The sequence below is a fragment of the Bacillota bacterium genome (genome assembly GCA_023511455.1).
Classification (GTDB): Bacteria; Armatimonadota; HRBIN16; order HRBIN16; family HRBIN16; genus HRBIN16.
In genome coordinates, this window is sequence record JAIMBJ010000017.1 from 1 (window position 1) to 14,478 (window position 14,478).

Annotated in this window: 14 protein-coding genes; 5 read left to right on the top strand and 9 right to left on the bottom strand. The window is 58.2% G+C overall.

Going from position 1 to position 14,478, the window contains the following annotated elements:
• Positions 1 to 576, bottom strand: a 576-nt coding sequence (locus K6U75_10260) for a hypothetical protein (GenBank protein ID MCL6475420.1), incomplete at its 3' end; no start/stop codon positions are given.
• A gap of 412 nt (positions 577 to 988) precedes the next feature.
• On the opposite strand from K6U75_10260, the gene K6U75_10265 reads away from it, so the two are divergent.
• Entirely contained in the window at positions 989 to 1,435 is a 447-nt protein-coding gene (locus K6U75_10265; protein ID MCL6475421.1) for a hypothetical protein, read from the top strand.
• Between the two features lie 33 nt (positions 1,436 to 1,468).
• The gene (locus K6U75_10270; protein MCL6475422.1) at positions 1,469 to 2,503 is read left to right on the top strand and encodes a hypothetical protein; all 1,035 of its coding nucleotides are present in this window, start codon (positions 1,469 to 1,471) and stop codon (positions 2,501 to 2,503) included.
• Here K6U75_10270 and K6U75_10275 read toward each other — a convergent pair.
• Entirely contained in the window at positions 2,478 to 3,077 is a 600-nt protein-coding gene (locus K6U75_10275) for a phosphatase PAP2 family protein (protein ID MCL6475423.1), read from the bottom strand. The genes K6U75_10270 and K6U75_10275 overlap by 26 nt on opposite strands.
• A gap of 352 nt (positions 3,078 to 3,429) precedes the next feature.
• Between K6U75_10275 and K6U75_10280 the strand changes: the two genes are divergently transcribed.
• Positions 3,430 to 4,704 (top strand): hypothetical protein, encoded by a 1,275-nt coding sequence (locus K6U75_10280; GenBank protein MCL6475424.1) that lies wholly within the window; start codon positions 3,430 to 3,432, stop codon positions 4,702 to 4,704.
• Between the two features lie 71 nt (positions 4,705 to 4,775).
• Here the strand turns inward: K6U75_10280 and K6U75_10285 are convergent, their stop codons facing one another.
• A complete protein-coding gene (locus tag K6U75_10285) occupies positions 4,776 to 7,658 on the bottom strand; it encodes a hypothetical protein (GenBank protein ID MCL6475425.1) in 2,883 nt (960 codons plus the stop codon).
• Positions 7,659 to 7,889: 231 nt separating this feature from the next.
• On the opposite strand from K6U75_10285, the gene K6U75_10290 reads away from it, so the two are divergent.
• Both K6U75_10290 and K6U75_10295 read left to right on the top strand, forming a co-directional pair.
• On the top strand, positions 7,890 to 9,422 hold the full coding sequence (locus K6U75_10290) for an alpha-N-arabinofuranosidase (GenBank protein MCL6475426.1): 1,533 nt from the start codon (positions 7,890 to 7,892) through the stop codon (positions 9,420 to 9,422).
• 14 nt (positions 9,423 to 9,436) lie between these two features.
• A complete protein-coding gene (locus K6U75_10295) occupies positions 9,437 to 10,738 on the top strand; it encodes a Gfo/Idh/MocA family oxidoreductase (protein MCL6475427.1) in 1,302 nt (433 codons plus the stop codon).
• Here K6U75_10295 and K6U75_10300 read toward each other — a convergent pair.
• The 6 genes from K6U75_10300 to K6U75_10325 form a co-directional block, all read right to left on the bottom strand.
• Positions 10,730 to 11,677 carry an endonuclease/exonuclease/phosphatase family protein gene (locus K6U75_10300; protein MCL6475428.1) on the bottom strand — a complete coding sequence of 316 codons (948 nt, stop codon included), beginning with the start codon at positions 11,675 to 11,677 and terminating at the stop codon, positions 10,730 to 10,732. The two genes, K6U75_10295 and K6U75_10300, sit on opposite strands and share 9 nt — an antisense overlap.
• On the bottom strand, positions 11,674 to 12,138 hold the full coding sequence (locus tag K6U75_10305; protein ID MCL6475429.1) for a hypothetical protein: 465 nt from the start codon (positions 12,136 to 12,138) through the stop codon (positions 11,674 to 11,676). Before K6U75_10305 ends, K6U75_10300 begins: the two co-directional genes overlap by 4 nt.
• A complete protein-coding gene (locus tag K6U75_10310; protein MCL6475430.1) occupies positions 12,107 to 12,454 on the bottom strand; it encodes a nucleotidyltransferase domain-containing protein in 348 nt (115 codons plus the stop codon). Before K6U75_10310 ends, K6U75_10305 begins: the two co-directional genes overlap by 32 nt.
• 23 nt (positions 12,455 to 12,477) lie before the next feature.
• Positions 12,478 to 12,648, bottom strand: coding sequence for a hypothetical protein (locus K6U75_10315; GenBank protein ID MCL6475431.1), 171 nt, complete (start codon positions 12,646 to 12,648; stop codon positions 12,478 to 12,480).
• The gene (locus K6U75_10320; protein ID MCL6475432.1) at positions 12,645 to 13,490 is read right to left on the bottom strand and encodes an ROK family protein; all 846 of its coding nucleotides are present in this window, start codon (positions 13,488 to 13,490) and stop codon (positions 12,645 to 12,647) included. Before K6U75_10320 ends, K6U75_10315 begins: the two co-directional genes overlap by 4 nt.
• Positions 13,491 to 13,626: 136 nt before the next feature.
• A complete protein-coding gene (locus tag K6U75_10325; protein ID MCL6475433.1) occupies positions 13,627 to 14,475 on the bottom strand; it encodes a PIG-L family deacetylase in 849 nt (282 codons plus the stop codon).
• Positions 14,476 to 14,478: the final 3 nt, after the last annotated feature.

Here is a 14,478-nt window from a genome sequence, read left to right on the forward strand (position 1 = left end):
AACTGCCTCCACCTTCTGCTCGCCCGCTTCAGAGACGACGCGGTAGCGTGTGGGCTGGTAGTGCCGCAGCTCGCGCAAGCCGGTCCAGATGAAGGCAAACACGCCCCACCGTCTCTTCATCTCTTCCGATACACGGGGCAACACATACGCATCGAAACCGGTACTCGCCATCAGCACAAACGGGATGCCTCGCAGAAGCCCCACATCTATCCGCCTCAAGGTGCCCGTCCGCAGTGCTTGCAAACATCCCGAAACTGCCCTCCGACCCAGCGGATAGCCCAGCTCCCGCGCCAGCACGTTGCTGGTGCCCAACGGCACTAACGCCAGAGCAGCGGAGCTGTTCACCAGCGCAGGTAGCACCACATGGACACTGCCGTCTCCCCCAGCAACCACCAGCACTTTACCCCCGCTCCGGCAAAACTGCGAGGCGCAAAGTAGTGCCTCTTCTGGAGACTGCGACACGACGACCCGACACGGGTTGTCCAGAGAAGCACACACCCTCTGCCAGTCGATGCGCCCCGCCCTTCCCCCACCCGCCTGCGGATTCACCAGAAAGAGAACCTCTCGGAAGTTCACCGCCTGTCTACTCCTGCTTTCCTGCCCCCCAATTTCACATAGCCGATAATTTCAATCGTGGGCGGACGTGCTCCTTTGACATGGCAGGCTATGTTACCAAAGTGTCTTCTTTACACCCAATGTAGCCGCATCCTTCAGGATGCGCCGCGATTGGCGCAGGCTAAAGCCTGCGGCTACAGCAGGCAGGTTTATGGAACACTCGGTTGAGGCTCGCAGCACGGACTGCCATGTGTCTGAATCTATTTTTGAAACTTCATATGCAGGTTTCCAGCCTCCGCAGGAGGCTTCGTTTTGGGTTGCCCCCAACTTCCACTTGCCGGGAAAACCCATCTATCGAACACCCTCCCGCTACCCTTGACTTTTTTTTCGATGATATACTGTTGTACAATTCAATGCAAGGAGGTTCTCAGCCATGAAAGCCGTAACAATATTGCTGATGTTGATAGCCTTAACCCCCTTCGCTGCGGCGCAGTATCGAGGCTATCTACCTGTACAGACCGGAGGATGCGAGCAAACTACTGTGAATACTCAGAGCGGACAATGGTTTACCTACATGCTCGTCCAGCGAGATATGGACACAGTGGTGGTAGGTTATCCTCCGCAGCAGATGTTAGTATCTGACCAGACGTGGAATGTAGAGTGCATCGAATGGAACAGCGGAACATACCGAATCGAGATTACCTTAAGCGGGGTAACGCAGGACAACACCTACCGATGGCGCGTAGAGACACGTGCTCGATACGTCGCACAGAGAACGACCTTCTACGACCGCTTCGTCTTATATAACGCGCGATGGTCAACCGACATATACAAGGACCCCGACCTTTTCTTGGCGCAAGCGGTGGTCGTCGACCCGTAGCAAGGCTGGTCGGAAGCTTGGAGGTAAACAGACATGAAACCACGAACGGCGCGATGGGCACGCAGCGGGGTAGTGTGGATGTGCTTCGTTTTCGTTATCATGGAGGCATCGGCACAACCCCCGCTGTCGCCATCTTCAGAGGCAGGTGAACCGATTCGTTTCACGCAGATATTGGAGAAACTTGCCCAGAAAACGAGGCTCGGTTTGCTGGCAGAATGTTATTACGCCGAGGAACTTATTCCGCCCACCAACGCAGCGATGCTCGGGGAAGATTGGCGCCTTGAAACCGTCGCCGCGGTCTATCGTAGGGAGGTCGTGCGCACCCGCAACGTTATTATTTTGCGCCCTGCGACCGATATTGCCGCAGTGAGGCGTCTCGAAGAGACCCAGAGCAGCGTTCGGTTCCCCGCCGTCTGGTGGAAAGGATACGACCTGCTGGAGATGCGTAGCTGGAAAAACGCTGATGGGGGCATCCAGATGTCGGTAAAAGCATCTGGAGTACCACTGTCACGTTTTTGCGAGCAATTTCAGAAAGAGACCGGCTGGCGTCTTCAAGTAGAGGCAGAGTTACACACCGTGCGCATCTTTGCAAGCTGGGAGTCTGCCTCACCAGGCGAGGTCGTGGAGGCAATTGCCCTGCTGCTCCGAGGCGGGGTGGAAGTCAGCATTTCGCGCACCGCCGAGCAGAAGGCGGCAGAGCAAAAGCTGGAGGCACGACAGAAAACGACTGAGCAGTGGTCGGTCAAGCAAAAGTACACCGATGAGCTATTGGACGGGCTGCTTCAGGAGTTGAGCGCCGAAGAGCTCTCCCTGTTTCAACAGGGGGCGGAGGTAGAGATACCCCTTTCGCGTCTTTCGCCAGAACTTCATGCGCGTGCCCTCCGTTTTATCTCCGATTCGCTGGAGGAGCTCATCTCTCAACTCGCGCTCGATGCTCAGATGCCTTTGATGAGGTTACGGGAACAGCTGGCTGAGTGCCAGCCGACTATCAAGCTTCCGACGCCGATGCGCCGGTGGCTGGGGGTAAAGCTAACAGACCCTGCTACCGGCGAAAGCCACGTGTTTTAATGGACGGTTCATCGCGGCTACCAAGCGTCTTCTGCGCTTGCCGAGCAGCTGCCCGCCAAACCCAAGCTACGCCCAGCGCGGATAGTACGCCGATGAACGCGCCACCCAGCACATCGGACGGATAGTGCAGTCCGAGATAAATACGTGAGTAGGAGACCAGCGCCGCCAGCCCAATGGCAAGCCACGCCACCCACCCACGATAGTACAGCGCGAACAGCGTTGCCGCGGCAAAGTTGTTCACCGCGTGGGAAGAGGGAAACGACGGGCTGTGCCGACAGCCGTCTATGGCACGCACTCTCTCCAGCGCTTCACACGGACGCAACCTGTCAAACAAATCTTTCAGCACATGGCTGCTCAGCTGGTCGGTAATCAGTATCAGGGGCAACAGCAGCAAAGCGACCGTTCTGCCTCTTGACCCACCCTTCCACAATAGCCCTGCCCACAACACCAGTAGCAGGATGCCCGTCTTCTTAATGTCGGTGACAAACAGCATAACTGCGTCCATTATCGGGTGATGGGCGTGGTTGATGCCGTAGAACAGAGAGAGGTCCACCTGCTGTAATTGTTCGAGCATTGGTCGCCGTTGTCGACTGGCTTGTTATTTTTCGCTACGCCGATATAGTACTTATTCGATGCCTGTGGCGACAAATCCTGCTGACTTCTCAGAGAATGTTTGATAAATCACGTTGTGGGTTGCCCCAGCGACTGAAGGTCGAGCGCAACGTGACGTAATAGCCGCTGTAGCACGCTTCAGCCTGCGCAGGCGGCTTCCTTGTCGCTTGCCCGAAACGTCCAGTTGCAGGGCAGAAATAGTTTTCAAAAACTATTTATTTCACTGCTGACCGCCACACCGAAGGCATGAAACCTCCACGTGTCGTGTTCGTCTAACATTTGGAAAGCGACCCGGTAACCGGGAGGTGGAGGAGATGTATCGGTCTGTTGCCATAGTGGTCTGCCTGTGTGCCGTTGCCCGGTTCGTCCAGGCGACGCCGGAGGAGCGCGGCGACTTCACGATGGACCTGTGGGTGTCGCCAGGCGGCAGTGTTTACGTCGTGACTTACACGCGCCTGTTCACACCCCCCTACGCAATGAACACGTTACTGATGCGCTATCTCGATAACGGCGTACGCACTGACTTCCACAGGTTGCCTGGCGCTTTCAGCAGCTACACGCTGGCTGGAATGCTGGTGCCGGCTCCAGACAAACGCAGCTTCTATATCGTTTGTGACGATGAGGATAGTGTCATGGTAGCACGATATACTTTACCCTTCAGACAAGTATGGAGACAAACTTACACGTTGCCAGAAGCCTATTTCGAGTGCAGCGAACGCGCAGCGTGCGATAATGAAGGTAGTTTGTACGTTGCTTCTTTGGTCAACTTCCGCGGGACTGGTCCGTTTTCTACGTCACGTGGCTGTCGCCTTGCGAAGTTCAACGCGAAGGGTGAAACCGTATTCACTTACGTCGCGGAGGGCTACTTCAGAGACCTGCTGGTTACACCAAAAGGGCAGACTTACTTGCTCCTGGAAAACCAGTTGCTGTGTCTCTCTCCTGATGGAAAATTACTGTGGAAACGCGAATTCGTCAGTAAGGTCTCTTCCGATGCGAACCTCTTTGCCATTCCAGGCGGGGTTGCTGTTGGAGACGTCGGGTTTGGGGCGGACACTGCGCGTCTCCGCGTATTCGAGCATAACGGCCGCCTGACCACTATAAAACGGGTGCCCATACCCTATTACCACAACGGAGCAGGTGTGTTTTACTCTTGCAAGGTATTTCCGCGAAAAGCTAGTTACCAACTTAGAGTGTTCGCGTTTGACCTGTCGGGGCGCAGACTATGGCAGGCATCCACGACTGCTCGCTCTAAACAGGGGGAAGACCCTCTGTTCGAGGAGGAGAAGAAACCTATCTTAGTAAGGGACAGCGGAGGTAACGTGTACGTCTTCATCAACTTACCCCCACTGACGGTTGTGAAATGGGACTCCAGAGGTACCCTCAAGTATCAAAGGCAGTTTTATCCGCTCGGGCGTGACGCAGCGTTGGTTCGCAAGGCGCAGCTGGACTCCCAGGGCAACTTGTACGTCGCCTTGTCTGCAACAAAGGGTGGACTGGATCACGACAGCGTGGTGTTCAAAACAAGCCCAACGGGCAGATTGCTGTGGGTGGGACTATATGACAGTAGACAGTACATCAAGCACAAGTAGTAGCCAGATGCAGAGGGGACACCCCTCGAGTGCCCCCTCGTCGCCCACACATGCTGTGCCTAAATCCGCTGCTACCCGACCTTCACTGTTACCAACCCGAAGGGCGGTATCTGCACGCTCAGCACGTCGCCGTTCATGCGGGCGGTGCTACTGCTCAGCGGCTGCTCGAGGATGTCTGTCTCCACGGCTGGTGCGTTCGGTCGTGCCAGCGCGCTGCTCAGCCGCACCTCGGCGGTGGTCGCCTTGCCCTCCACCTCGTACAGCCGCAGGATGAGTGCGTCCGAGTCTTCCGCCTTCTTCATGCCGCTCAGCATCACGTTCGGCGTTAAGACCTCCGCGAATGCCTGGGAAACAGGCAGTTCGCCCTCATGGACGTCGGTGCTGACCACGTTAAAGGGCAGATTGAAGTCGTAACCTGCTCGTGCCGAGTCTGCGGGTGTCCACCCCTCCCCGAACGGTATGAGCGCAAAGCGGAAGGTATGACGCCCCAGTTCCGGCAGTGGGTCAGGGTCGTACGAGCTGCGCAACAGGGTCATGCCCAATGTGTTATCGCAGACACTGTGCGCGTACACCCGGTCGTTCACCAGCACCGCGCCTGCCGGCTTGCCTGTCTCCGAGTGCACTCCCGACAGGTCCACCCACTTCTGCGCGGGCATATCCATGGGGTACATGGCAATACCCGGTCCGCCCACATGTCTGAAGGTCTCCGAAGGCTCCGCATAGCCGATGGTGGAACGCTCCACCCAGCCCATGGGGCACTCCATGCGGCACTTCGCCTCGTCGATCGCGAGCGGGAACTGCACCCGCAGTGTGGGCACGCCCTTCTCTGGCGAGCCACGCTCCAGCCAGTCCACCTCCAGCGTGAAGTCCACCCGCGGCACACCTGCCGTCACGCTGATGGTGAGGGTGAATCGGCTATCGTTGAAGCGATGATGCGCCTGCACACTGGCGATGTAGGGACCGTTATGCGGAAAGGTCAGAGTCGCTCCTTCCGTGAACGGCAGATATTCTTGAATCTGCCCCAACACCCAGGCGGTCATGCCATGCGGGGCTTCGAGAATGTACTCCAGTAACCCGATGCGCTCACCCGGAGGCACCAGTTCCAGCCCCGTGCGCTTGTCCACGAGGCTCACTATCGCGCCAGATTGCTGTTCCACTGTCACACGCAGGAACTCGTTCTCGATGGTGCCTTTTCCGTCGCTGGTGCACCCCGTGCCATCGCCCGCCGTCACTGCACGATGCACGTTGTAGGTCCGGTAGCCCAACGGGGGAACCTCGTGCGCAGGAAACGCCAGCTCGATGTAGTTGTGCTGCCAGTAATGTCCTCGTGCCAGCACCTGCGCCTTCAACACGTTGCCCTTGTCATCCCGCACAGCGACGTAAGGCGTCTCGATATCACGGTCCCAGATGCGAGTGGTCACCACCTCACTGCGCGTCCACGGGGAAGGGTTGAAAACCACAAACGGGTCGCTGCCGAGGCCGCCCGCCCCGTAACGGCTTAGAGAACCGTCGGCTGGCAGGTCGCCCTGCCCTGCGCCCAGTCCTTCACCATGATGCTGCATGACGGGAACCGCGGTGGGCGCTATTGCCTTCGTGTTCACCTTTGCGGCAATAGCACGCAGGCTACGGGTCTTAATCATGGAGGTGTGGGCGAGAATCTCCTGGAACAGCCCCTGCGCGTATTCGTAGGTGGCGTGCACCCCGGAACCCGGCAGGATGTCGTGGAACTGATTAAACATAGCATGACGCCATGCAGTGTGAAGCTGCTCTGAAGGGTACGCCAGACCCGTGACGCCCTTCGCCAGCAGGGCGCAGATTTCCGCCTCCACGAGGGTGTTCTCGCTCTTGCGGTTGGCGTATTTGATGTTGCTCTGCGAGGAGTAGCAGCCTTCAAACACGAAGTTCAGCTCGCCGTCGATTACAGGCAGCTCTTTCGCCTCGCGCTCAGCGATACGGAAGAACTCGTGATAGGTGCTGAACCGGATTTTGGGGAAAACCGGCCACTCCATCATTTCGTGCGCCAGCTGCAGGTCGCGTCGGGTAGGACCACCTCCGTGGTCACCGACACCGTAGACGAACAGCATTTCTTTCAGTCCGGTTTGCCGTTCGAACTCCACCACATGGCGCGCGATGTGTGGCGTGATGGGTCCCAGATACCACTCGCGATGGTCGTCAAACGCCAGCACCCGCGACCCATCCTTGCCCTGCCACCAGAACAGAAACGGCCCTTTTCCTGTTCGGCAGAAATAGTAGTAGCGGATACCGGCGCGTGCCAGGATACCGGGCACGGTGTGGGCGTGTCCGAAAGTGTCTGGCTCATAATCCAGCTGTACCGCATCGTACGGTAGCCCGAACTCCCGCTGGAAGAATCGCTTCGTGTATAACAGATGCCGACACAGGATTTCGCCTGAGGCCATGTTTTTATCGCCTTCCACCCACTGGCTGGCGGTTACCTCCCACCTGCCCGCACGCACATGCTCTTTCACCTGCTGCCACAGCTCGGGCAGGTAGTCTTTCATCAGCTGATAAGTGGACGCCTGGTCCTGCGAAAAGCGAAACTGCGGAAACTCGTGCATCAGTTTGTCGACGGTCGAGAACGAATCGTTTGCGGTCGCAACCGTCTCCGGCCAATTCCACATCCAGTTCATGTCGATATGCGCGTGCCCCACGCAGTGGATGGTGTACTCTTTAGCAACGGGCGCGATGGGGCTGAGAGTCTCTTCCGCCCGTTTCACCGCCTCCGCCACAGACTTACCTTCCGACACCGCCTGCGCGCACTCCTGAGCAGCGCGGATAATCAGACCTTCCCACTCCGCCTGTCTGGATGGGTTGGCTTGTGCCAGCTGTCGGGCGAAATCTATCTGCGCCTGAAGGCGGTCAATCCACTTGCGTGTTTCCCTGTCGGTATGACGCAAAGATTGCCATGCCGCATCGAGTTGCTCATCCAGTGCCATGTTCCCCCTCCTGAATAAACCTTCTATTTGTTTAGGGTAATCTTCGATAGGCGTACCCTGATTGCCTGCTTGCCCGAAAGAATCACGCCAAATCTCCGGTGGGGGGAAGATACCGGCTGGCGCCCGCATGTGCTACGGTAGCAAACGCCCGTCCAACGCGCGAACGACAGGAATCTCCTTCCGAACCACGAATGAATTTGCAAATACCTTGTGAAGGAGAAGAGTACGGCGATGCAACGGGTGGCTGTGTTACTCCACGAGCCGATTGGCACAATCAGTCCCTATCTGCATGGCGAATTCGCTGAGCATCTGGGCGAGTGCATCTACCCGGGCATCTGGGTAGGAGAAGATTCGTCCATCCCCAATATCGGCGGCATCCGCAAAGACGTGGTGGATGCCCTGCGCCCTTTGCAGATTCCCGTCCTGCGCTGGCCGGGCGGTTGCTTCGCTGACGCCTACCACTGGCGCGATGGGATCGGGTCCCGCGACAGCAGACCGTTGCGTTTAAACTACCACTGGGGCATGGCGCCAGAACCCAACCACTTTGGCACGCATGAGTTCATCGCCTTCTGCCGCTTGATTGGAACGGAGCCGTATATCGTGGGCAATGTGGGTTCCGGCACGCCCGCCGAGCTGCGCGACTGGGTGGAATATTGCAACTTCGCTGGCGGCTCGGCACTGGCAAACGAACGCCGCGCCAACGGAGCCGAAGAGCCTTTCCGCGTGCGCTTCTGGGGCGTGGGCAACGAAAACTGGGGCTGCGGCGGCAACATGCACCCCGAATACTACGCGGAACTTTTCTGCCAGTTCCGCACGTTCCTGTTCAACTACTCGGACACGCCTGTACATGCGATTGCTTGCGGCGCAGCGGGCAACGACTGGGACTGGACGTGGAAGTTTCTGAACAGTCTGCGGCGCAAGGGCTGGAGCCGACGCCATCTGGTGCACTCACTTGCCGCCCATTACTACTGCGGAACCGCTGGAACTGCCACCGAATATACCGCCGAGCAGTGGACAGAGCTTTTGTGTAAGGCAAAAGCCATCGAAGGTATCCTGGTGGGACATCGCACCGTCATGGATGAACTGGATCCCGAACAGAAAATCAACCTGATCATCGACGAATGGGGAGCGTGGCACCCGGTAGAGCCGGGTAAACCGGGTTCGGGGTTGTACCAGCAGAACACCGTTCGCGATGCACTGGTGGCCGCATTGACTCTGGACATCTTCCACCGGCACTGCCACCAGATTTTCATGGGCAACATCGCCCAGCTGATTAACGTGTTGCAATCGCTGCTGCTGGTGCAGGAGGATAAGTGCATCAAGACTCCCACCTACTACGTCTGGCAGATGTATGCGCCGCACAAGGGGGCACAAGCGGTGCGCTTCGAGACGATGTCCGACACACTATCCGATGGCGGTGCCGTGCGCGACTTCTGCCGTCAGCAATATCTGCAAAAAGAGCCGTTTAGCCTGCAGGTAATTGAGGGTTCCGCATCGGTGAAGGAGAATACGCTTTGTATCACGCTGTGCAATACGCATCCTGAACAGCCGGCGGAACTGGAGGTGCAGGTGCTGGGTGGGCTGGTCTCACAGGCGGAAGCGGTTTTCCTGACTGCCGACGATATCCACGCCCATAACACCTTCGAAGAGCCTGAAAGAGTGAAGCCATCCGAGCCCCAGGCGGTGCGTATCGAGGGCAATTCTCTGCGCCTCACTGCACCTGCCGCTTCGGTCATACGGATCACAGGTAAATTGTCACCTTAAGGAGGAGATGCACCATGCAGAAGACAACGCGCCGGGAGTTCATCAAGCGAAGCGCGCAGTACGGGATGAGCCTCTGGCTGGTAGCGCACAGCTGGAGCCCTACCTACGCCCAGAACGATAAGCTGAACATCGGCATCATTGCGTGCGGCGGACGCGGCTGGGGCAACATCGACGGCGTGTCCACCGAGAACATCGTGGCAATCTGTGACGTCGACGAGAACCCCCTTGGCGAGGCGGCAAAGCGGTTCCCCCGTGCGTACAGGTATGTGGACTTCCGACAGATGCTGGACGAGCGGCACCGCGAGATTGACGCGGTGGTCATCAGCACGCCAGACCACACGCACGCGGTTGCGGCTATGGCTGCCATGCAGCTGCGCAAGCACGTCTACTGCGAAAAGCCGCTGACCCATTCCGTGTATGAGGCACGCAAGCTGGCAGAGGCCGCAAAGCGCTACAAAGTCGTTACGCAGATGGGAAACCAGGGACACGCCAGCGACGGGTTGCGGCGTGCGGTGGAAATCCTGAGGTCTGGCGTTATTGGGGCTATCCGTGAGGTACACGCCAGCACCGACCGCCCCATCTGGCCGCAAGGCATCGACCGCCCGAAAGATACGCCGCCAGTCCCACGCAACTTACACTGGGACCTGTGGCTCGGCCCCGCGCCCGAACGTCCTTACCACCCCGCATATCATCCCTTCGCGTGGCGTGGCTGGTGGGACTTCGGCACGGGCGCGCTGGGCGATATGGGGTGTCATATCCTGGACACCGCCTTCTGGGCACTGGATTTGGGGTATCCGACGAGTGTCGAGGCGGAGGGCGAACCGCATCACCGTGAAACAGCTCCGAAGTGGAGCATCGTGCGTTACGAGTTCCCTGCCCGCAAGGGGATGCGGCCCGTTACCCTTTACTGGTACGACGGTGGGAAGCTGCCCCCTAAGGAGCTCGCGCCCGAGATTAACATTGAGCCGAACTGCACGCTGTTCATCGGGGAGTATGGCAGGGCATGGGTGCCCCACGGCGGTGAGCCACTACTCCTGCCGCGTGAGAAGTTCGAAGGATACCAGCCGCCCCAGCCCACCATCCCGCGTGCGCCGCGCGGTCATCATCTGGAGTGGGTCGATGCCTGCAAGGGGCGCGGCAAGGCGATGTGCGACTTCGACTATGCGGCGAAGCTCACGGAGATGGTGCTGCTGGGCAACGTGGCGTTCCGCACAGGGCACAAGATAAACTACGACGCCCGTAACATGCGAGCCAAGAACTGCGCCGAAGCGGAGCGTTACCTCCGCCGCGAGTACCGCAAGGGGTGGTCACTGTAGCGCGTCGCACACCACCAGACGGTGGTCTGAGTGCTGGGTGCGATAGGCGCGGACGCGGATTGGGCGCAGGTGCGGGCTGAGCCATATCTGATCGATACGATGGAAGGGGTATTCATTGGTGATGGTGCAGCCCCAGCCTGCGCCTGCGAGGCGGAAGCTGTCGCGCAGACGCTTCTGCAACAATCTCAGCGGCGCCTCGCCAGGCGGCATATTGAAGTCGCCCCCCACGATTACTGGCGTCTCAAGAGGTATCCGCTCTATCCGGCGCATCACCGCCTTGATCTGTTCGTGGTGAAGGCGGCGCACCTCAGCGTGCTGCCGCCAGCAATCCGGTGACCAGAGGTCTGCACGCACGGTGGGGGGAGATAACCGAAGACTGATAACCTCCATCGGCTTGCCGTCGGTCAGCGTGACTCGGGCGTGAGTCAGGAAGATTTTTTCGTCCCGGCTGAGCGGGTAGGGCTGCAGGTTTCCCCGCGCAATAATACTGGCATCCGGTCCATGCGCCCAACCGCCTTCCTCGCCAAAAAGCTCTCGTGCGAGCTGCTGCACCGCGTCTCGGCTCGGCGACTCTTGCAAGAGCACGATGTCTGGCTGATACCTTTTGATCTCTATCGCTGCCTCCAGCGAGCCGCCTGCGCAGTTCAGGCTCACAATCCGAATCACCCGCGTCGGGCTTTCATGGCGCGCGGGAATAGTTCCTCTCAACAGACTCCATGGCTCCTCCGCAAAGCCCAGCAGGAAAAGGAGCCACAGTCCACCCACTGCCCCTGCGAGGCGTCCCCTCCGCCATCCCAACCCCGCCAGAAACAGCCCGGGAACCAACCACAGCCACGTTGGAAACACCGTCACTGCAGCGCAGGAGATGGGGCGCAACAGATAACAGGTTGCGACGAGAATCCAAAGGAGAAGAGAAAGGATGGGGAAAAACAGGCTCACTCTTCCTTGTTCCGCTCCAGGCGTTGCATGAGTTCGTCGAATAAAGTCTCCAAGAGCCCATGTCTTTGCTGGATTTGGTCAACGACTGATTTCAGTTTACCCCAGTCAATCAAAAAGCCATATATTTTGGTCGTCACGTGCCGAAACGCCATCAATTCCTCTATAAATTCCACCGCGCTCTGTGTATCCAGCATCCCTACTTTCGTTAGTATCTCACCAAAAAGACGCAAGGTATCCTTGTGAGAGGAGGGGCCTGAAGGAATAGGTTTTCCCAACCCCTTAAGGACTCGTACAATTAAGTGCTCAAGCGCATTGTAATAACCGATACACTCATACGTCAACGCCGATTGAAGTATTGAGAGTTCTACACTCGCGCGTGCAAACTCCTTGATGCGTTCATGAATTTTGTTTAGATTACCTAAACCAAATTCAACCTCTTCGCGAAGGCGGTCGAGTTTCATATAGAACCTTTCCTTCACGCATGATGCGCTCACGGAATAGCCCTCGCGCGTCCTTGATGTCCACCACGCAGACGCGGCGAGGTATCTGCATGATGCATTCTGCTACGGTGCGAAAATAGTCTTCGCTGGGAATACCTTCATAGCAAAGGTCAATGTCCGAATCCGTACGGTAGTCGCCCCGCGCCAGAGAGCCATAAAGAACGATTCGACGCGCACCATGTTTTCGCAAGATAGCCACCGCCGTCTCGACGTCCTTTGCAATCTCGCGTGGCAAGGCGGCCACGATATCCCCTTTACGCTGGCGTCCCACTGCCATCACGTCCTTGTTGAAGTCGTTCGTTAGTATTCTACCTCTGTGCTCTGCCGCTTTCGCGGGGCAGCGGAGGCGTCCTCTCGCTCAGTAGCGGAGTCCTCCTCTTCCGCAGACGGTTCTTCCTCGAAGGTGTACAGATACATCCACCGTCCGTCGGGTTTGACGACTTTCTGCTTGTGCATTCGAAACCGCTTCATTCCGCCTTATGCCCCCGTTTTGCCAGCACAATCGCGCCGTACACCCCCGCGCGATGTCCCAGCTCCGCCGGTTTCACTGGAGGGGGCGGCACAATCTTCAGCATCTGCGCCAGCTTCTCGCGCAGCGGCTGGAACAGCGTCTCTCCCCGTTTAATCATACCGCCTGCCAGTACAAACACCTCTGGACAGACCAGAGTGGTCACGTTGACAATGCCCCATGCCAGATAACCCGCAATCTCCGCCCAGAACGCGGGGTCATCGATGTCCTCCGGCTCCTTGCCGGTGCGTGCCTCGATCGCGCTTGCCGACGCATACGCCTCCAGACAGCCGCGTGCCCCACAGCCGCACAGCGGCCCATTCGGATTCAACACTTGGTGTCCGCCCTCTACGTCCAGCTTCCCGTGGTAGATGTGTCCATCCATCACCACGAAGTAACCAATGCCCGTGCCCAGCGTGAAACCTGCCACAATGCGATAGTCCCTTCCCGCACCAAGCACCGCCTCCGCCAGTCCCGCGACATTTGCGTCATTATCCACGTAGACAGGACATCCCAGCGCGTCTCCCAGCTCGGGATAGGAAACGTTCTTCCACGGGATATTGGGCGTCCAGTAAAGGAACCCGGTGCGCCAGTCGATGGGTCCCGGTGTGCCGATACCCAGTCCCTTGGGCTTCCCACCAACCAGCTCGGTAGCCGCTGCTATCATCTGCGCGCGAGCGTTCGCGTAATCCGGCGGAGTCTCGATATCCCGCGTGACCAGCTCGCCGTTACGGATGGTTCCTACCTTAATCGACTGACCACCGATGTCGATACCCACATAGCCTTCGTATTCCGACAGGTTCATCTTCTTCCCCCTGCACCGTTTGTTCCCTAGAGCAATCTAAGCGTGTGAAGGGGAAGACGAGCCTGTTGCTGCGCCGAAGCCTGTGCAGGCACGTTCACATGGTTCACCAAAGCAAAGGTCTCGCCTTCCCAAAACGCTATCGCACTTTCTCAATCCGCAACCGCACGTCTTGCGCGAAACGGTCAATGAATCCCTGCACATAACTCAGCACATCCAGTGAAGGGTCCCTGATCAGCGGTGTCAGGTCCATCGCGTAGATGAGGCTGGTGGATACGTCCACGCCATGCGATTCGAAGTAGGTGGCGTGCGCTCGCCTTCGCCCCAAGGTGGCAAGGTCGTATCGCTTGCCCCCGCAGATTTGCGAATCGAACACACCCAGCAACGCCGCTGCAAGGTTCTCATGCGCCGAGACGTCCATCGGCACCTTGTCGCTGTCCGCCATCCAGTCCAGGTCTCGCCATACCTCACAACCCAGCACCTGCTGCGGCTTCGCATCGTCCGGCAGTTCGCGCAGGGCGGCGATCACTCGCAGGGTTACCGCCACATGCGTATCATGTTTATCTGCCAGGTTGTGCGTGTACACAATTTGCGGTCGCGTGGCGAGGAACACCTTTTTGAGGTCTTCCTTCACCTCCGGGTTGCTTCCATCTTTGGTAGCCGCACTGGAATAGTCCAGAAAAATCTGCGCGGTGTATTCGCCCACTACTGCCGCCTTCTTCTGTTCCTTGCGACGCACCACCTGCATCATCTCGTCGGTATAGTCTTTATACAGGTCATCACGAGGGCTGCCCGCGCCGTTGGTCACGCACACTCCGCAGAACCACTTTTCCGCCTGCTGGAAGCACTCCAAAATGCCCCGATACGCCATAATCTCGAGGTCATCCTGATGCGCCCCAATGGCCAGGTGGGTCGTACGCGCCAGTGCCTCCTCGATCGGCATCCCGTCGGGCACGAAAATCTCTGCGCCAGGATTGTTCAGTTGCATTGG